Origin of the sequence: Streptomyces sp. NPDC059009 (genome assembly GCF_042740175.1) — a bacterium.
Lineage (GTDB): Bacteria > Actinomycetota > Actinomycetes > Streptomycetales > Streptomycetaceae > Streptomyces.
In genome coordinates this window covers 31,432-48,472 of record NZ_JBHYJB010000025.1, presented here as the reverse complement: position 1 = coordinate 48,472, position 17,041 = coordinate 31,432, and the positions used below count along the sequence as shown (strand labels likewise).

The following is a 17,041-nucleotide window of genomic DNA, read 5'->3' as shown; positions in this document are numbered from 1 at the left end:
AAACGGACGAAGGCTCACAGACGCACACCACGCACGAAGGGCTCACGTGAAGATCGCGTTCCTCATCCACAACGCGTACGGGATCGGCGGCACGATCCGTTCCGCGGTGAACCTCTCGCAGGCGCTGGCCGACCGGCCGGACACCGAGGTTGAGGTGGTCAGCGTGCACCGCGTGGCCGACAGGCCGCAGCTCCCCTTCGACCCGCGGGTGCGTCTGACCTCGCTCATCGACATGCGCGAGGAGAGCCCCTCGTACGAGGGCGAGCACGAGCTCACCCGGCGGCCCAACACGATGTTCCCCGACAAGGGCGTCGACTTCGGACGGCTGCACTACACCGCGCTGCACGACGAGCGCATCACCGCGTGGCTGGCCCGTACGGACGCGGACATCGTCATCGGCACCCGGCCCATCCTCAACGGCTACCTCGCCCGGCACGGCCGCCCCGACTGCCTGCTCATCGGCCAGGAGCACCTCTCCCTCGACGCACACAGCGAGCAGCTGCGCACCGACCAGAACGCCGCCGTACGCGACCTGGACGCGTTCGTCACCGTCTCCGAGGCCGACGCCGCGCTCTACCGCGACGCCCTCTCCGACGCCGCCACCACGGTGCGGTGCATAGCCAACGCCGTCCCGGCGCCCGGCGTCGAGGCGTCCACCCTGCGCTCCAAGGTGATCGTCGCCGCCGGCCGCCTGGTCGCCGTCAAGCGCTACGACCGGCTCATCGACGCGTTCGCCGAGGTCGCGGACGACCACCCGGAGTGGACGCTGCGCATCCACGGCCGCGGCCCGGAAGAGAAGAAGCTGCGCCGGCGCATCGACGAACTCGGCCTGTACGAGCGGGCGTTCCTCATGGGTCCGGTCTCCCCCATCGAGACCGAGTGGGCCAAGGGAGCGATCGCCGCAGTCGCCTCCGACCGCGAGTCCTTCGGCATGACCATCGTCGAGGCCATGCACTGCGGCGTCCCGGTCGTCGCCACCGACTGCCCGCACGGTCCCGCCGAGATCATCACCGACGGCACCGACGGCCTCCTCGTCCCGCTCGACGGCGGCACCACGGCGTATGCCGCCGCGCTCGCCCGGCTGATGGCCGACGACGCCGAGCGGGTCCGGCTCGGTGCCGCCGCGCGCCTGCGGGCCATGGCCTACGAGCCGCGCACCATCGCCGACCACTACGTGGATCTGTTCCGGGAGTTGTACGCGGCACGCGGTACCAAGCTGCCGTCCCGGTCCTCGGCGGGCGGCCGCCCGTCCCTCCTGAGCCGACTGCGCAGCGCCGTGCGCCGCCCCACCCCCGAAGCACCGCCTGCGGCACCCCCGGCCCCCGCGCGCCCGATCGCGTACACCCGCACCTCGGACGAAGCGGCTCTCTCCGTCCGCCTCCTGTCCAGCAGCCTGCCGGACGGCGACGCCTTCGACCTCGTGGTGCGCCTGCGCAAGGACCCCAAGGGCCGCGAGATCCGCATCCCGCTGCCCGACACGGCACAGGGCACCGATCCGGTGGCGGTCCTCGACCCGGCCGGGCACGATCTGCCCGAGGGCCGCTGGGACTGCTACGTCGCCCACCGGGGCACACGCGACGCCGCCCACCGCCACCGCCTGACCTCGGCCCTGGCCGAACAGTCCCGGCTCGTCGGCCACCGCCCGGACGTCGACGACGACGGGGTGCGCGCCTGCATCCCGTACACCACCACCGACGGCTTCCTCGCCCTGCGCACGTGGCGGCGCGCCACGCACGCCGAGGTCGACGGCGTCACGGTCGACGACGAGGGCGTCGCCGTGGTGGCGAGCCTCCTCGGCCAGGACGCCGCCACGCTGTCCGGGCGGGCCCGTGTCGTCGCGGTCTCGCGCACCTCGGAGCGCTACGACTTCTCGGTGGCGGTCACCGAACTCGCCCCGGGGCGCTTCGCGTTCACGCTCCCCCACACCGAGGTGTCGGCCCGCCGCAGCGCCGAGCACGACGTGTGGGACCTGCGGCTGAAGCTGGCCTCGCCGATCGCCGCGCCCGTCCGGATCGGCCGCATCGGCGGCGACGTCGTGGACCGCAAGCGGACCGACCGCCTCCCGGCGACCCGGCTGCCGCACCCCACGCGCGAGGCGATCCGCGTACGCCCCTTCTTCACCGTCACCAACGACCTGGCGCTGAGCGCCCGCGACACCGGAACGGCCTCCTGAAAGAGCAGGTCACAGGCCAGGTCATGGGGCAGGTCATGGGGCAGGGCCACGGGAGCCGGCACAGTCGGCCGGGATAAGATCATCGCCACTGTCCGTCGTCGGGGGAAGCGAGCAACTCATGGCCATGGTGGGCCTGTTCTGGATCGCCGAGGGCGACGTGTACGTGGGCGCCAAGCCGTCCGGTCTGGCTCCCGGGGTCCGACTGACCCCCGAGGGCGTGGTCGCTCTCGGCGACAGGCAGTCCGGCCTCCACCTGTGGGAGGACGTGCACGCCCTGACGGTGGCGGACGTCCCCGTGAAGTCCCTGAAGCGGCGGGTCGGCGCGGTCACGAACCTGGCCATCGGCACCGTGAAGGAGCTGGCCGCGCCCATGAGCCACTCCCTGGCGGAGGAGGCCCCGCCGCTGATGACGGTGCGGCTGGAGTCGACCCGCGGCGACCACGAGCTGTCGGCCCACGTCGCCGCGGCCGTCGGCTACCCCCAGGCCGAGGTCGCTCTCTCCCGCGCCCTGCTCGCCCGCCTGACCGAGGGCGCCGCGACGATGTCCACGACCCTGGCGGCGATGTCGCAGTGGGGCCGCGCGCGGGAGGGCGGCTCGCCGCGCGGCGCCGAGCGGGAAGCACTGCTGCGGGAGTGGGCGGGCTGAAGCCGCCGCTCACGAACTCCCGCCACCGCCCGGCGCGGATCGGCGCCAGTCGGCCGACGGGTACAGGTCTCGATGCCCGCCGACTACTCCTGTGCCCGGTCGACCGGCGCCTCCAGCCGCGGCGCAGTCCGGCCGCGGCTGACGCGCCCTCGGCCGGCCTCCATGCAGTGCGCACCGTCCGCGTTCCGCGTCACGACCTGCGCACGCAGCCGCCGGCTGTCGGCGACCAGCTCCCGGGCGGTCCGTATCAGTTCGCGCGAGCATGCCTGGGCGAACAGCACCCGCTCCCGCCAGCCGTCCGCCCATAACTCCATGGCCATGAGGACCGGGTTCCCGTGATCCGCCCAGGTCATGTCCCCCACGATCCGGGGAGGGTGCAGCTCACAGAGGCGCCGCGGCAGCCTCGTGGCGGGGAGCTACTGAACCTGGTTGAAGCATGCAAGCTCTCTGTCCAGTTTGTTCAGGTCGCGCTGCAGTCCGAAGTCGTTCAACTTGCCTGCGGTGACGGCGGTGTGCAGATCGTCCGCAGCCATGGCGACTGCTTGGTCGATGTCGGACAGGGGGGTGGCGGCGAGGCGATGCACGCAGTCGAGGGGGCTGGGCGGGGGCGGTTCCTCGGCAGCGCCTGCAACCCCGGCACCGAGTCCGAGCGTCAGGACGGCAGCCAAGCCGGCAGTGGTGGTGAAGCGTCGCATGATGTCCCTTCCTTGCAGGTGAGCCACCCCGAGCTACCCAATCTTGCTTGCCCAAACGCCCGTTGGTCCCGGATTGACCGGAAGGTATGACGCGGGCGCACGCCTCATCTGGGGATACGGGGTTCCAGGAAGCGGAGGGTCAGCGCCGCCCCGCCGCGTCCGGATCCGCCCAGCAGGCCCGCTCGGCCTCGGCGACGGTGTCGTACACGACGCCCGCGTGGTCCATCCCCAAGGACCCCCAGGCGCTGCGGATGTCCGGCCCGCCGCTCAGGGCCAGCAGGCCGCCCCGGCCGTGCACCCGCTCCCGTGCGACCGTCAGGGCCTCCACACCGGAGCTGTGGAAGCGTCCGATGCGCGCGAAGTCGACGACGAACCAGCGGTGCCCCGTCATCGCCATCCGCAGGATCGGTTCGCACAGCAAGGGCGCGCTGGCCGCGTCGAAGTCCCCGTCGGCGTCGATCACCAGGACGCCGTGCTCGGCCCAGCGAGGCGTGAGGCGCAACGGTGCTTCTGGCATGTCACACTCCCGGTCGGTGTGACGTCACGGACGCGCCACCACGTCCTCCGCGCCTGCCCGCTCAGCTGCGGATCATGCCGTGCCGACGAGTCGGCGAGACGGGAAGGCGTGTGCGCGCCCGGCGAGCACGACCGCCAGGACCGGCAGCAGCAAGGTCAGGACGGTCCACGGGAAGGCGGCGGGGCCGAAGGAGCCGAGCAGGATGCCGCCGAGGGCCCCGCCGCCCGCGATGCACGCGTTGCAGACCGTGACGAAGAGCGCCTGGCCGGGGGCGCCCGCCACAGGCGTGATCGCTGTCTGCAGGAGGTCCCGTCCGGATGTCTGGTCCGGACAGCCTGGCGCCGCCGTATCACCAGTCAGCGACGGCGGCGGCGATCGGCGTCCGGTCGTTCTATAGACTCCCGCGATGGCCAGCGATCTCTTCCGTCTCACCGTCCTGGGGTCGGCGACGCCGTATGCGAGCGTGGACAACCCGTGCTCGGGTTATCTGGTGTCCGGCGGAGGCACCCGCGTGTGGGTGGACGCCGGCAGCGGCACGCTGGCACAGCTGCAGCGGCATGCGCGGCTCGACGAAGTGGACGCGATCTGGGTCTCCCACCTGCACGCCGACCACAGCGCCGATCTGCTCACCGCCTACTACGCGGCGCTCTTCGCCGACATCCAACTCCCCGCGCCCATCCCCCTGTTCGGACCTCCGGGCATCGCCGACCGGCTGGCCCACTTCCTGACCAACACCTCCACACGCAGCCCCGTCGAGTCGGCCTTCGCCGTCCACGAGCTGCACGACGGCCATCGGGCGCGCGTCGGCGCCCTCACCCTGACCAGCAGGTCGGTGGTGCACGGCCTGCCCGCCTTCGCCGTGCGCATCGAGACCGCGGACCGGTCGCTGGTCTACTCCGGGGACACCGCGCCGTGCGCGAGCCTCACGCAGCTCGCCGAGGGGTGTGACGTGCTGCTGTGTGAGGCCGACAGCGACCGGGCTCCGGCCGAGGGGGAGCCGGTGCACCACACGCCCGAGGACGCCGGGGCCACGGCCCGGGCGGCGGGGGCGGGTCGGTTGATCGTCACCCACGTCGGGCGTTCCCTCACACCTCAGGAGGCGGTGACGCGGGCCTCGGCCCGGTACGCGGGGCCCGTCGCCCATGCCGCGCCGGGCTCGGTCTTCGAGATCGCTCAGGGAGCCCGGCTCCACTCCGTCGTGGGTCCGGCGGCGGTGCACGACCATGCGAGCGGCGTGACCGCACAGGTGACATGACCGCACAGGTGGCATGACCGCTCAGGTGACATGACCGCACAATGGATGGCGTGGCCCCCGTTCCCCTCACCCGCCATCTCCTCCGCGCCAAGGACCTCGCGGACTCCCGCTACGCCGAGCCGCTCACCGTGGCGGACCTGGCCGCGGCCGCCGCGCTGTCCCCGGCCCACTTCAGCCGCCGCTTCAAGGCCGCGTTCGGGGAGCCGCCGCACCAGTACCTGCTGACCCGCCGCCTGGAGCGCGCCGCCGCCCTGCTGCGTGCGACCGACTGGTCGGTGGCCGCGGTCGGCGTCGCCGTCGGGCTGCGCAGCATCGGCTCCTTCACGACGAGCTTTCGCCGGATGTACGGGGCGACCCCGCAGGCGTATCGGGACGCGCACCCGCCCTCCGCACGGCATGTGCGCATCCCCCGCTGCGTGGCCATGGCCTACGGCCGGCCGCAGAACCGCACGTTTCGAGAAGACACGGCGTTCCCCGCTGCCTAGCGTCGGTCACGGAGGACCGGACAACCGGCCGCCCGCGGCGATGAGCAGTGCGGAGCAGCGAAGAGCCGCGAAGAGCAGCGAGGAGCAGCCATGACGAAGATCAAGATCGCCAACGCGCAGTTCTGGGTGCACGACCAGGACGAGGCGCTCGCCTTCTACACGACGAAGCTCGGCTGGGAGGTGCGGGCGGACGTGACGATGGAGGCGTGGAACTTCCGGTGGGTGTGTGTCGGCCCGCCCGGCGGGGAGGGCCCGGCCCTGGTCCTGATGCCGGTGCCCGGAGAGCCGATGCTGGACGGCACGAGCAGCGCGCAGCTGTCGGACCTGGTGGCCAAGGGCGCGGGCGGCACACTGTTCCTGGAGACCGACGACTGCAAGGCCGCCTACGACGAACTGTCCGCGCGCGGCGTGGAGTTCAACGACCCGCCGACGCCGCAGCCGTACGGGATCGACACGTCGTTCCGGGATCCGTCGGGCAACAACATCCGCCTCACGCAGGTGCTGGAGTTCGATCCGGAACGACACTGACGACACTGACGGCGCGGACAGCGCTTACCCAGGCGGCGGGGCGGAGCCGTCGTACGGTCGGGCAGATTCCGTCTTCCGATCACGGGTACTCCGTCGGAGGCTGGTGCACGTCGCCATGCGCACCGCCTTGTCGACCAGTGCCGCACCGGAGGGCTTCCCGCCATGACGAACGACGGCCCGCACCTGACGAAGCTCGGTCTCCCGGACGCCGTCCGGGCCTGTCTGTTCGACCTGGACGGGGTGATCACCAAGACGGCGGTCGTGCACGCCGCAGCCTGGAAGGAGACCTTCGACGCCTTCCTGCTCGGGTGGGAGGGGCCGGATTTCAGGCCCTTCGATCCGGTCGTCGAGTACGACGAGTACGTGGACGGGATGCCGCGCGCCGACGGGGTGCGTTCCTTCCTCGCCGCCCGCGGCATCGAACTGCCGGAAGGCCGGCCCGACGACACGGCGGACCTGCCGACCGTGCAGGGCCTGGCCAAGCGCAAGAACACCCTCGTCCTGGGGAAGATCCGGACCGGCGGCGTCGAGGCGTACGACGGGACGCTGCGCTACGTCGCGGCCGTACGGGCCGCGGGCCTGGTCACCGCGGTGGTCTCCGCCAGCGCCAACTGCCGTGACGTCCTGCGCGCGGTCGACGCCGAGCCCCTCTTCGACGTGCGCATCGACGGACTCGTGGCCACCGAGCGCCGGCTGCCGGGCAAGCCGCGGCCCGACACGTTCCTGGCGGCCGCGGGCGACCTCGGCGTCGAGCCCGCGCAGGCCGCGGTGTTCGAGGACGCGCTGGCCGGCATGGACGCCGGTCGCGCTGGCCGCTTCGGCTATGTCGTGGGCGTGGACCGCGGCGGGCAGGCGGACGCCCTCAAGGCCCATGGGGCGGACCGGGTGGTGGCGGACCTCGCGGAGCTCGGAGGCACGGCATGATCACCCACGCCTCGTACGGCGTCGAGCCCTGGTGTCTGCGCGAGAAGACCCTCAAACTCGACGTGCTGCCGCAGAGCGAATCCGTGTTCGCCCTGGCCAACGGCCATGTCGGCTGGCGCGGCAACCTAGATGAGGGCGAGCCGCACGGGCTGCCCGGCTCGTATCTCAACGGCGTCCACGAGACGCATGACCTGCCGTACGCGGAGGCCGGATACGGGTATCCGGAGTCCGGTCAGTCGATCATCAACGTGACGAACGGCAAGGTCATCCGCCTCCTCGTGGACGACGAGCCCTTCGATCTGCGCTACGGGCGCCTCGTGTCCCACGAGCGCGTCCTGAACCTGCGCGCGGGCGTGCTGCGCCGCACCTGTGAGTGGACGTCCCCGGCGGGCCGCACCGTGCGGGTGCGCTCGACGCGCCTGGTGTCGTTCACGCAGCGGTCGGTGGCCGCCGTCGCCTATGAGGTGGAGGCCGTCGACAGCCAGGCCCGCGTGGTGCTGCAGTCCGAGCTCGTGGCCAACGAACAACTGCCCGCCCCGGCCAAGGATCCGCGCGCCGCGTCGGTCCTCGCCGCACCGCTCGCCGCACAGGAGCACTTCGCGAAGGGGCGGCGGCTGCGCCTGGTGCACGGCACGCGGCGCAGCGGGCTGCGGGTCGGCGCGGCCGCGGACCACACGGTCGACGGCCCGGAGCGGACCCGTGCGGGCAGCGAGGCCGACGCCGACATCGCCCGTCTCACCGTCACCTCCGTCCTGGAGCCCGGCGAGCGGCTGCGCCTGGAGAAGTTCGTGGCCTACGGCTGGTCGAGTACGCGGTCCCTGCCCGCCGTCAGCGACCAGGTGGACGCGGCGCTCGCGGCGGCCGTGAACACCGGCTGGCCGGGCCTCGTGGACGAGCAGCGCAGCTATCTGGACGCCTTCTGGTCCCGGGCCGACGTCGAGGTGGACGGCGACGAGGAGATCCAGCAGGCCGTCCGCTTCGCGCTCTTCCATGTCCTGCAGGCCGGTGCGCGCGCCGAGCAGCGCGCCATCGGGGCGAAGGGCCTGACCGGCTCCGGGTACGGCGGCCACGCCTTCTGGGACACGGAGACGCTGGTCCTGCCCCTGCTGACGTACACCTCGCCGGACGCGGTCGCCGAGGCGTTGCGCTGGCGCCACTCGACGCTGCCCGCAGCACGCGAGCGGGCCGCCCAACTGGGCCTGCGGGGCGCGGCGTTCCCCTGGCGCACGATCGACGGCGCGGAGTGTTCGGCGTACTGGCCGGCCGGCACCGCCGCCTTCCACGTCAACGCCGACATCGCGGACGCGGTGGTGCGCTATGTCTGCGCCACCGGTGACAAGCGGTTCACCCGTGACACCGCGCTCGAACTCCTCGTGGAGACGGCCCGGTTGTGGCGCTCGCTCGGCCACCACGACGCGCACGGCGCGTTCCACATCGAGGGGGTGACCGGCCCGGACGAGTACAGCGCGGTGGTCGACGACAACACGTACACGAACCTCATGGCCCGCTCCAACCTCCTCGCGGCGGCCGATCTCGTCGGGAGACACCCCGAGGAAGCAGCCGAGCTGGGGGCCGACGCCGAGGAGAGCGCGTCGTGGCGGGACGCCGCGGAGGCCATGCACATCCCCTACAACCCCGATCTCGAAGTGCACGAGCAGCACGCCGGGTTCACCCGCCACCAGCGCTGGGACTTCGCGGCCACCCGCCCCGACCAGTACCCGCTGATGCTGCACTTCCCCTACTTCGACCTCTACCGCGAGCAGGTCGTCAAGCAGGCGGATCTGGTGCTCGCGATGTACACGTGCGCCGACTACTTCGACGAGGAGCACCAGGAGCGCAACTTCGTCTACTACGAGCCGCTCACCGTGCGCGACTCCTCCCTGTCCGCCTGCGGCCAGGCCGTCATCGCGGCCCGCACCGGCCATCTCGCCCTCGCCTACGACTACTTGGTGGAGTCGGCCCTGATGGACCTGGACGACCTGGAGAACAACACGCGCGACGGCCTGCACATCGCCTCCCTGGCCGGGACCTGGACGGCCCTGGTCGCCGGCTTCGGCGGCATGCGCCGCTGCGCGGACACCCTGGAGTTCACGCCCCGCCTCCCGGAGAAGCTCAGCCGCATCGGCTTCAACCTGCAGGTGCGCGGCCGGTGTCTGCGCGTGGAGATACGCGCGACGGCGGTCACCTACACGCTGCTGACCGGCCCGGAACTGGCGATCAAACATTACGGGGAGTCGCTCGCCCTCTCCCCCGACGCGTCCCGCAGCCGCGAGATCCCCGACCTCAAGCCCCTGCCCGCCCCGGACCAGCCGCCGCACCGCAGGCCGAACGCCGCGGGCCGCTGAGGCCCGGGCACCCCGGGGTGACCTCCTCCCGGCGGTTCGGGTGGGCTGACCGGCCACAGGGGTGCCGATCCCCCAACTCCCCGTCCTACGCTGAGGTATGGCTCGCACCGGCCGCCTTCGCCACGTGTTTCCCGCCGCTTTCGCCACCGTCGCGATGACGGGGACGCTCACGGCCGTCGTCGCGTGCGACGGTGGGTCACCCACTCCGACCCCGTCCTCGACCACCGCGGGCACCACAGCCTGTGGGTCAGGTTCACGGAACCCCAGCAGACCGGGAGTGGCGGAATTCAAGGGGACGGGTCACCACGCCGGCCTGTGGGCGCTGTTGATCGGAGCGTCGGAGATCCGGCACGGGCAGGACGTCAAAATCCTCTGGCGGATGACCGGCACCGGCCCCCTCACGCTGCGCGCCGTCAGCCCCGGCCATGCCGCAGTGACCCCGAACTGGGGCCCGGAACAGCACAGTTCGACCACCTGGCACCGCCCCGGGGCCGAATGGGGCACGGGGTGGACCTTCCCCTCCCCCGGCTGCTGGACGGTCAAGGCGACCCGCGGCCGCAGCGGTGACGGTGAGGTGAGCTTCAAGGTCGCCTGAGTGGTCCACCGACTCCCACACCGAGCAGTCATGGGCGAAGACAACACGGCGGAGATCAAAGTCGGCCGGCCGATCCAGCCAGGGGCAATAGGGCGGCAGTGGCTGATCCACCCCGTGGTGTGCGGCCTGCCGGGCCAGGTGCTCCCCGGGAGGCCATCGTCACCGAGCTGCGCTGCGCCGCGCGGGGCGGGGCGGGGCGGTCTGCGATCAGCAGAATCTCTGCTCACAGAGCCCTTCCCAGCGTCCCCTTCCCAACGTTCCCTTCCCAGCCCTTCCCAGCCCGTCTCAACCCAGCCCAGCCCGGCCCAGCTCAACGCAGCGCATAGCCGCCGTCCGGATAGATAGTGGAGCCGGTCATGTAGGCGTTGGTGAAGAGGAAGAGCACGGCGTCGGCGACATCCGACTCGGAGCCCGCACGGTGCAACAGGGTTGCCTCGCGCCACTGTTCGGCGGCCGGCTCCCGCACCTCGGCCGGGCGCCCGTTCCACAGGTTGCCGTCGACCATGCCGGGCGAGACCACGTTGACGCGGACCGGCGCCAGCTCGGCCGCGAGTCCACGGCCCAGCCCTTCGACGGCGGCGTTGCAGGCGACATACGCGGGCGCGGCCCCGACGGGCCGTACGCTCGCGGCGCCCGACATCAAGACCACCGAGCCGTCCCGGGAGAGCTTGGGCGCGGCGTGCTTGACCGCGTAGTACTGGCCCCAGAACTTGGAGACGAAGGGGCTCTCCGCGTCCTCGTCGCTCAGCTCGAGCATCGCTCCGGTCCGGTAGGAGGCGGCCGGCGTGAAGAGGTGGTCGATGCGGTCCAGCGGCGCGAAGAACTGAGCTGTCGACGCCTTGTCGGTCGTGTCGACCGTGGCCCAACTCGCCTGCTCCCCCAGCTCCTTGGCCGCCTCCTCCAGCCGGTCCGCGCTACGGCCGCCGATGACGACACGGGCACCGGCCGCCACCGCCTTGCGGGCGACCTCCAGGCCCATGCCGGAGCCGCCGCCGATGATGACGACGGTGCGGTCGGCGAGTGCGGTGAACCGGCCGGGAGCGGCTGCGGAGTTGGCGCTGGCAGTCATGGGAGCCCTTCATCGGTGGTGCCCTTACGAGAGCGCCAACCATGGGTCGGCCTGCTGGATTCCCCCCAGCCTGCCCGGCGGCCCCCGGCACCCGGGCCCCGGCACCCGGGCCCGAGCCGCCCCGTTCCATGGGGCGGCCGGGGGTCGCACACCCACATCGCTGTGACAGTGATCACTCCACGCCATCGCGCCCCGCGCATGCCCGCAATGCCCCCAACCCCGCCGCGATCACGTCCTGTTCGGCACTTCCTCTGCGCACGCAGGTATGGATGCGCCGGGCGGGAGGAGGAGTGCCGCGCACCGGAAGCCGTACCAGTGACGGCTGCCCGGCGACGGGGGCGGCGGCTGCGACGGGGACGAGGCGCGGCACCAGGCAGACGCCGAGGCCGTGGCCGATGAGAGCCAGAACCGCCTGCCATTCGTCCGCCTGGTGCACGATGCGCGGGCTGAATCCGGCCAGGGCACACGCCGCGCGCATGAGGCGGCTCTGGTCGTGGTGGGGCGCTATCCAGTCCTCGTGCGCTGCCGCCGACAGATCGACGGACTCCTCAGCGGCAAGCGCGTGCTGTGCGGGAACGACCAGATCCAGGACGTCGTCGAGCAGCGGCTCCAGGTGGTAGCGGGCGTCGTCGCTGCTCGGGCTGCCCGGCAAGGGGGTCACCAGGGCGATGTCCACGCGGTCCGCGAGGAACTTCTCGTAGCAGGAGCGGGTGTCCGCCTCCTCGACAGTGACGCGCAACGGCGGGGTGGCCGCGCCGAGTTGAGCAGCGACAGGAGCAAGCAGCGGACCGACGCTGGTGGCGAAGCCGGCCAGGCGCAGCGTCCGGTGCGTCTGCGCGCCGTGCCGGGACAGCTCGGCGCGCGCCTGCTCCCACTGGGTGCAGAGCCTGTCCGCGTGCGTGAGCAGCGTGCGCCCCGCAGTGGTCAGGCGCAGGCGGCGGCCATCGGGTTCGAGCAGGTCCACACCGGTCTGGCGGGCGAGCTGGCGGAGCTGCTGGGAGACGGCGGACGGCGACAGGTTCAGCGCTCGCGCCGCCGCCGTCACCGTGCCCTGATCGTTCAGGACCCGGAAGGTCTGCAAGAGGACGAGGTCAACCATGCGGCCATACAACACAGTTCCGTGCCGAATTTTGCGATGGACGTGCACATTCGCCTGACCGAGCCTGGGGACATGACTGACTGCGACGCACGATCCGACCACCCGTCTCCGCCCCGTGCCGCCCACCCAGGTCCGGATCGCGCCAACCGCCCGAGCCCGGATCGCGCCAACCGCCCATGTCCTGCCTGTGGTTGGCCCGTGGGCGAGTGCGAGGACATCGTCTCCCGCCATCCGGTGTCCGACGGCACCATCGTCTACGCCCGGTGTGTGTGCGGTCTGCTGCGCGTCTGGCACCGGCCTCCCCCGTCGGCCACGTCTCCGGCGCGGCTGCTCATCGCGGGCGACGATCAGGCGGCGCCTGCCGGTACGGCCACCAGGGTGCAAGGGCGCACACAGTGAACCGGACGGGCATCGGCCTTGGCCGACCGCGCCTGTCCGCCCCGGCCCCGCTGCTCGTCCTGACGAGCGTCATCAGCGTCCAAACCGGTCAGGCCCTGGGCAAGCGCCTGATGGAAACGGTGGGCGGGCCCCTGGGCGCGGTCGGCTTACGTCTGCTGCTGGCCGCCGTCATGTTGCTCGTGCTCTGGCGGCCGCGCCAGGTGCCCCGGGAGCGAGGGAGCCGCGTGCTGATCCTCGCTCTGGGCACGGCGATCGCCGGCATGAACCTCGTCTACGTCGCGATGGACCACCTGCCCTTGGGCGTGGCGATGACCATCCAGCTCACCGGCCCGCAGGTGGTCGCCCTCCTGGCCGCCCGCCGCGCACGCGATGCCGCCTGGGCTCTGTTCGCGGCGGCGGGCATCGCCTGCTTCCTGCTTCCCGGGTCCTCGGCCTCGGGCTCCCTGTCCCCGACGGGGCTGTTGTTCGCCATGGCGTCCGCGGTGTCGATGGGCGGCTATCTCGTGCTGAGCCGGCGCACCGGTGCACGCATGTCCGGCGGCCGGCCCCTGGCGCTCGCCGTGCTCTGGGCCGCGCTGCTGACGCTGCCCTTCGCCCTGGCGGACAGCGGAACCAGACTCGCCCATCCCTCCGCCCTGCCCCTCGGACTTGCGGTGGCCCTGCTGTCCGCGGCCCTGCCCTACTCCCTGGAACTGACCGCCCTGCGCCGGCTGCCGGTGCGTGTCGTGGGAGTCCTGCAGAGCCTGGAGCCCGTCGCGGCGGCCCTCGCCGGCCTGCTGCTCCTGCACGAGCAGCTCGCCCCGCTGCAGTGGCTGGGCATCGCACTGATCAGCGCGGCATCGGCAGGGACGGTCACCACACAACCCCGGCACCAGCCGTCGCCGAACGCATCCGGCGCGTAGGGCCCTCCCCGCAGAACTACGCGCATGACGTGATTCCGTCACCGCCGGACACCGCGACAGTGGAGTGGATACGTGAGCGCACGGCCACCCGCGCCCTGCGCGGCCACCCGCCACAGACCTGGCCCCCGGCCCCGGCCCCAACTGCCCCGATTCCGAGGAACGTTGAGCACACCATCACAGAAGGCCATAGCTCTCACCACGCTTGTCTGCAGTGACTGCGGGCTCCTGCGCCAGTACGTCGCCGACGACGCGAAGAGCCGCAAGCACCTGGCGCGCGCCCTGATCCGCCCTTCGGACGGGCCCTACTGAACCCTTCCCACCACCGGTAGGGCGACGCCGGAGATGACCTCCGGCCACGCCGAGCTTCAAGATCACACCGATAGGTGTGGTCCACAACGACCGGAGCCTCGTGAGCCGGCCATGGCGGAGCCACTTATGTCGCCGAGACGGGCGAAGAGGGACAATCAAGGCGGAAAGGCTCTGGAGGCTCCATGGCGCAGACCCGCTTCGCCCCCGATCGAGGGCTCACCTCACGCATGGTCACGACCATGTTCTTCATCGGACTGCTCTATGTGGTGGTCGTGGGCGTGCTCATCGTCATGCTCAAGGGCGCTTGGATGGTGATCCTGCTGTTCTCGGGCGCCCTGTTCATCGGACAGTTCTGGTTCAGCGACCGGATCGCCGCGTTCAGCATGGGCGCGCGCGAGGTCACCCCCGAGCAGGCCCCGGAGCTGCACGGCGCGGTGGACCGGCTGTGCGCACTCGCCGACATGCCCAAGCCGCGCGTCGCCATCGCCGAGTCGGACGTGCCCAATGCCTTCGCGACCGGCCGCAATCAGAAGAACTCGATGGTGTGCGCCACGACCGGGCTGCTGCGCCGCCTGGAGCCCGAGGAGCTGGAGGGGGTGCTCGCCCATGAGCTGTCGCACGTCGCGCACCGCGATGTGGCGGTGATGACCATCGCCTCGTTCCTTGGCGTGCTGGCCGGCCTGATCACGCGGTCCGCGCTGTGGAGCGGCATGAGCCGCGGCAACCGGGACAACAACGCGGCCGTGGCGGTCCTGGTGGTCACCGCCGTCAGCGCGGTCGTCTACGCCATCAGCTTCCTGCTCACGCGGCTTCTGTCGCGCTACCGCGAGCTGTCCGCCGACCGGGCCGCCGCGATCCTCACCGGCAAGCCGTCGGCGCTCGCCTCGGCGCTGACCAAGGTGACCGGGCAGATGGCGCAGATCCCGACCCGTGACCTGCGCAAGGCGGAGCCGTTCAACGCGTTCTTCTTCGCCCCCGCCTTCAACAAGGAGAGCGCCGGCCGGCTGCTGTCCTCGCACCCGACGCTGGAGCAGCGCCTCGACCAGCTGGGCCGCATCTCCGCCCAGCTCGGCCGGCCGTGACGAAGGGGAGGAGCAGGTAGCGCATGGGATTCCTCGACGCCATTCTCGGGCGGAGCAAGCCGGTCCGCCCCGACCTCGACCAGCTCTTCGCCCTGCCTTCGGCGGCCGTCACCCTGCAGGCGGCGGCCGGTTTCGTGCCGACGGGCCGCGGCTCGGTCTGCTTCGCGAGCGTCGAGGGCGGCGCCTTCGCCCGCATCGAACAGGACATACGTGAACTGCTCGATGCCCCGGTCGAGTTCAGCCAGGACGAGCACGGCTACACCTGGCTGCTCGCCCGCCACTCCCCCGACGATGTCGTCGGCCTGGTCAACGACCTGCACGCGGTCAACACGACACTGGAGGAGAGCGGGTTCGGGCCGCACCTGCTGTGCTCCCTGATCGGCTTCCGGGAGGCGCAGGGCGACCGGCAGCGCGCGATGGCGCTGGTCTATCTCTACAAGCGCGGCACCTTCTACCCCTTCGCCCCCAAGGCCACAGAGACCGAGAAGCGGGACAACACGCTGGAGCTGGAGATGCGCGCGACGCTCGGCGACGACCTGAACGTCGAGAAGGACCTCACCCGCTGGTTCCCGGTCTGGGGTGCCCCCGGGCTGTGAGCTTGCCGTGAGCGTCAGTCCCAGAAGCCGTCGTGCACCGCACGGGCCTCGGCGAGGTCGACCGGGCCGAGGACCGGCAGGTCCCGCTGACCGGCCTTGAAGACCTCGCGGCAGGGCAGGGCCATGGTGGGGTTCTCGTCGTTGGCGCCGGTCAGGGCGAGGAGCTCGTCCTCGCCCAGGGCGTAGACGACGCGGCCGATGTTGCCCCAGTAGATGGCGCCGGAGCACATCGCGCACGGCTCGGTGCTGGTGTAGAGGGAGCAGGTGCGCAGGAAGTCGGGGTCGTACGTGGCGGTGGCGAGGCGGACCAGGTTGGTCTCGGCGTGACCGGTGGCGTCGCGTTCGGTGGTGACGCTGTTCTCCGCTTCCAGGAGGATCTCGCCGTCGGGCCCGGCGAGGAGGGCGCCGAAGGGGTGGTTGCCGGCTTCGCGGGAGCGGCGGGCGACGGCGACGGCGGTGTGCAGCAGCTCGATGTCGGCGGCGGAGGGGGTGCTCGTGCTCTTGCTGGTGCTCGTGCTGATGGGGGCGTCGGCCATGCCTGGGCTCCTTCGTGGTGCGGGTGATGCGCGTGCTGGGGGTGGTGCGCGTGGTGCACTCGTGTCAGTGTCGTCTGCTCCCGGTCAGTGTCGTCTGCTGCCGGGCGGGGTGTATCCAGGGGGTGCGCGTCCCAGTGAAGGGTTGTGACGAGTCGCGATGAGTTTCTCCCTCCCCCGGAGTCTCACCATCGATATGGACCACACGGCACACGGCACCACAGGAGGAACAGATGACTCAGTTGCTGAGGGTGCAGAACTTCAACGTCTCCAGTGACGGCTTCGGGGCAGGTGAGGACCAGACGTTCGAGAGGCCCTTCGGCCACATGGATCCCGGGCGGCTGTTCGCCTGGGCCGGTGCCACGGCGAGCTGGCCCATGCGTACCGACCCCGGGGGCAGCCGGGGCCTGGACGACTACTTCACGCGGGACTACGCGCGCAACATCGGCGCCGAGATCATGGGCCGCAACAAGTTCGGGCCGCAGCGCGGGCCTTGGCAGGACCACGAGTGGCGCGGCTGGTGGGGGGACGAACCCCCCTTCCGTACGCCGGTGTTCGTGATGACCCACCACAAGCGGCCCTCGTTCACGCTCTCCGACACCACGTTCCACTTCACCGACGACGATCCGGCCACGGTCCTGGAGCGGGCCCGCGAGGCGGCGCAGGGCAAGGATGTGCGGCTCGGCGGTGGAGCGACCACGATCCGGGAGTTCCTCGACGCCGACCTGGTGGACACCCTGCATGTGGTGGTCTCGCCGATCAAGGCCGGTTCCGGCGTACGGCTCTGGGAGTCGCCCGACGAGCTGCGCGACCGGTTCCACCTGGACGTGGTGCCGAGTCCGAGCGGGGTGACGCACCACCTGTTCTGGCGGAAGTAGGCACAGCAGCA

21 protein-coding genes and 1 pseudogene are annotated in these 17,041 nt (G+C 71.6%); 14 read left to right on the top strand and 8 right to left on the bottom strand.

The window, feature by feature from the left end:
* Window positions 1–46: 46 nt before the first annotated feature.
* Both ACFWYM_RS24255 and ACFWYM_RS24250 read left to right on the top strand, forming a co-directional pair.
* On the top strand, window positions 47–2,173 hold the full coding sequence (locus tag ACFWYM_RS24255) for a glycosyltransferase family 4 protein (protein ID WP_384840884.1): 2,127 nt from the start codon (window positions 47–49) through the stop codon (window positions 2,171–2,173).
* A 118-nt stretch (window positions 2,174–2,291) separates the two neighbouring features.
* Entirely contained in the window at window positions 2,292–2,819 is a 528-nt protein-coding gene (locus ACFWYM_RS24250) for a hypothetical protein (RefSeq protein WP_384840881.1), read from the top strand.
* Between the two features lie 83 nt (window positions 2,820–2,902).
* Here the strand turns inward: ACFWYM_RS24250 and ACFWYM_RS24245 are convergent, their stop codons facing one another.
* From ACFWYM_RS24245 to ACFWYM_RS24230, 4 genes are all read right to left on the bottom strand, one after another.
* Window positions 2,903–3,172, bottom strand: a complete 270-nt coding sequence (locus tag ACFWYM_RS24245) for a hypothetical protein (protein WP_384840878.1) — start codon at window positions 3,170–3,172, stop codon at window positions 2,903–2,905.
* 63 nt (window positions 3,173–3,235) lie between these two features.
* Window positions 3,236–3,514, bottom strand: a complete 279-nt coding sequence (locus ACFWYM_RS24240) for a hypothetical protein (RefSeq protein ID WP_384840875.1) — start codon at window positions 3,512–3,514, stop codon at window positions 3,236–3,238.
* Window positions 3,515–3,653: 139 nt separating this feature from the next.
* On the bottom strand, window positions 3,654–4,031 hold the full coding sequence (locus tag ACFWYM_RS24235; RefSeq protein WP_384840872.1) for an STAS domain-containing protein: 378 nt from the start codon (window positions 4,029–4,031) through the stop codon (window positions 3,654–3,656).
* Between the two features lie 72 nt (window positions 4,032–4,103).
* On the bottom strand, window positions 4,104–4,313 hold the full coding sequence (locus ACFWYM_RS24230) for a hypothetical protein (RefSeq protein ID WP_384840869.1): 210 nt from the start codon (window positions 4,311–4,313) through the stop codon (window positions 4,104–4,106).
* Window positions 4,314–4,437: 124 nt separating this feature from the next.
* Between ACFWYM_RS24230 and ACFWYM_RS24225 the strand changes: the two genes are divergently transcribed.
* The 6 genes from ACFWYM_RS24225 (at window position 4,438) to ACFWYM_RS24200 (ending at window position 10,163) form a co-directional block, all read left to right on the top strand.
* Window positions 4,438–5,286 carry an MBL fold metallo-hydrolase gene (locus tag ACFWYM_RS24225; RefSeq protein ID WP_384840866.1) on the top strand — a complete coding sequence of 283 codons (849 nt, stop codon included), beginning with the start codon at window positions 4,438–4,440 and terminating at the stop codon, window positions 5,284–5,286.
* 41 nt (window positions 5,287–5,327) lie between these two features.
* Window positions 5,328–5,771, top strand: a complete 444-nt coding sequence (locus ACFWYM_RS24220; protein WP_384840863.1) for a helix-turn-helix transcriptional regulator — start codon at window positions 5,328–5,330, stop codon at window positions 5,769–5,771.
* A 90-nt stretch (window positions 5,772–5,861) separates the two neighbouring features.
* On the top strand, window positions 5,862–6,299 hold the full coding sequence (locus tag ACFWYM_RS24215; protein ID WP_384840860.1) for a VOC family protein: 438 nt from the start codon (window positions 5,862–5,864) through the stop codon (window positions 6,297–6,299).
* A 183-nt stretch (window positions 6,300–6,482) separates the two neighbouring features.
* Complete coding sequence (locus tag ACFWYM_RS24210; RefSeq protein ID WP_384841126.1) at window positions 6,483–7,223, top strand: HAD family hydrolase; 741 nt, start codon at window positions 6,483–6,485, stop codon at window positions 7,221–7,223.
* The gene (locus ACFWYM_RS24205; protein ID WP_384840857.1) at window positions 7,220–9,568 is read left to right on the top strand and encodes a glycoside hydrolase family 65 protein; all 2,349 of its coding nucleotides are present in this window, start codon (window positions 7,220–7,222) and stop codon (window positions 9,566–9,568) included. The genes ACFWYM_RS24210 and ACFWYM_RS24205 overlap by 4 nt, the downstream gene beginning before the upstream one ends.
* Window positions 9,569–9,947: 379 nt before the next feature.
* Window positions 9,948–10,163, top strand: coding sequence for a hypothetical protein (locus ACFWYM_RS24200; protein ID WP_384840854.1), 216 nt, complete (start codon window positions 9,948–9,950; stop codon window positions 10,161–10,163).
* A gap of 12 nt (window positions 10,164–10,175) precedes the next feature.
* On the opposite strand, the pseudogene ACFWYM_RS24195 reads toward ACFWYM_RS24200, so the two are convergent.
* The 3 genes and pseudogenes from ACFWYM_RS24195 to ACFWYM_RS24185 all read right to left on the bottom strand — a co-directional run.
* Window positions 10,176–10,307, bottom strand: a pseudogene (locus tag ACFWYM_RS24195) (N-acyl homoserine lactonase family protein); the annotation flags it as partial.
* A gap of 166 nt (window positions 10,308–10,473) precedes the next feature.
* Window positions 10,474–11,232, bottom strand: a complete 759-nt coding sequence (locus tag ACFWYM_RS24190; protein WP_384840851.1) for an SDR family oxidoreductase — start codon at window positions 11,230–11,232, stop codon at window positions 10,474–10,476.
* 172 nt (window positions 11,233–11,404) lie between these two features.
* A complete protein-coding gene (locus ACFWYM_RS24185) occupies window positions 11,405–12,331 on the bottom strand; it encodes a LysR family transcriptional regulator (protein ID WP_384840848.1) in 927 nt (308 codons plus the stop codon).
* A gap of 198 nt (window positions 12,332–12,529) precedes the next feature.
* Between ACFWYM_RS24185 and ACFWYM_RS24180 the strand changes: the two genes are divergently transcribed.
* From ACFWYM_RS24180 to ACFWYM_RS24160, 5 genes are all read left to right on the top strand, one after another.
* Window positions 12,530–12,730, top strand: coding sequence for a hypothetical protein (locus ACFWYM_RS24180; RefSeq protein ID WP_384840845.1), 201 nt, complete (start codon window positions 12,530–12,532; stop codon window positions 12,728–12,730).
* Entirely contained in the window at window positions 12,727–13,632 is a 906-nt protein-coding gene (locus ACFWYM_RS24175; protein WP_384840842.1) for a DMT family transporter, read from the top strand. The genes ACFWYM_RS24180 and ACFWYM_RS24175 overlap by 4 nt, the downstream gene beginning before the upstream one ends.
* A 162-nt stretch (window positions 13,633–13,794) precedes the next feature.
* Window positions 13,795–13,941 (top strand): hypothetical protein, encoded by a 147-nt coding sequence (locus tag ACFWYM_RS24170; RefSeq protein WP_384840839.1) that lies wholly within the window; start codon window positions 13,795–13,797, stop codon window positions 13,939–13,941.
* A 182-nt stretch (window positions 13,942–14,123) separates the two neighbouring features.
* Window positions 14,124–15,023 (top strand): zinc metalloprotease HtpX, encoded by a 900-nt coding sequence (htpX, locus tag ACFWYM_RS24165; RefSeq protein ID WP_384840836.1) that lies wholly within the window; start codon window positions 14,124–14,126, stop codon window positions 15,021–15,023.
* A gap of 23 nt (window positions 15,024–15,046) precedes the next feature.
* Window positions 15,047–15,619, top strand: a complete 573-nt coding sequence (locus ACFWYM_RS24160) for a hypothetical protein (protein ID WP_384840833.1) — start codon at window positions 15,047–15,049, stop codon at window positions 15,617–15,619.
* 14 nt (window positions 15,620–15,633) lie between these two features.
* Here ACFWYM_RS24160 and ACFWYM_RS24155 read toward each other — a convergent pair whose 3' ends face one another.
* The gene (locus ACFWYM_RS24155) at window positions 15,634–16,155 is read right to left on the bottom strand and encodes a nucleoside deaminase (protein ID WP_384840830.1); all 522 of its coding nucleotides are present in this window, start codon (window positions 16,153–16,155) and stop codon (window positions 15,634–15,636) included.
* Between the two features lie 230 nt (window positions 16,156–16,385).
* Here ACFWYM_RS24155 and ACFWYM_RS24150 point away from each other — a divergent pair, with 230 nt between their 5' ends.
* Window positions 16,386–17,030, top strand: coding sequence for a dihydrofolate reductase family protein (locus ACFWYM_RS24150; RefSeq protein ID WP_384840827.1), 645 nt, complete (start codon window positions 16,386–16,388; stop codon window positions 17,028–17,030).
* Window positions 17,031–17,041 lie beyond the last annotated feature (11 nt).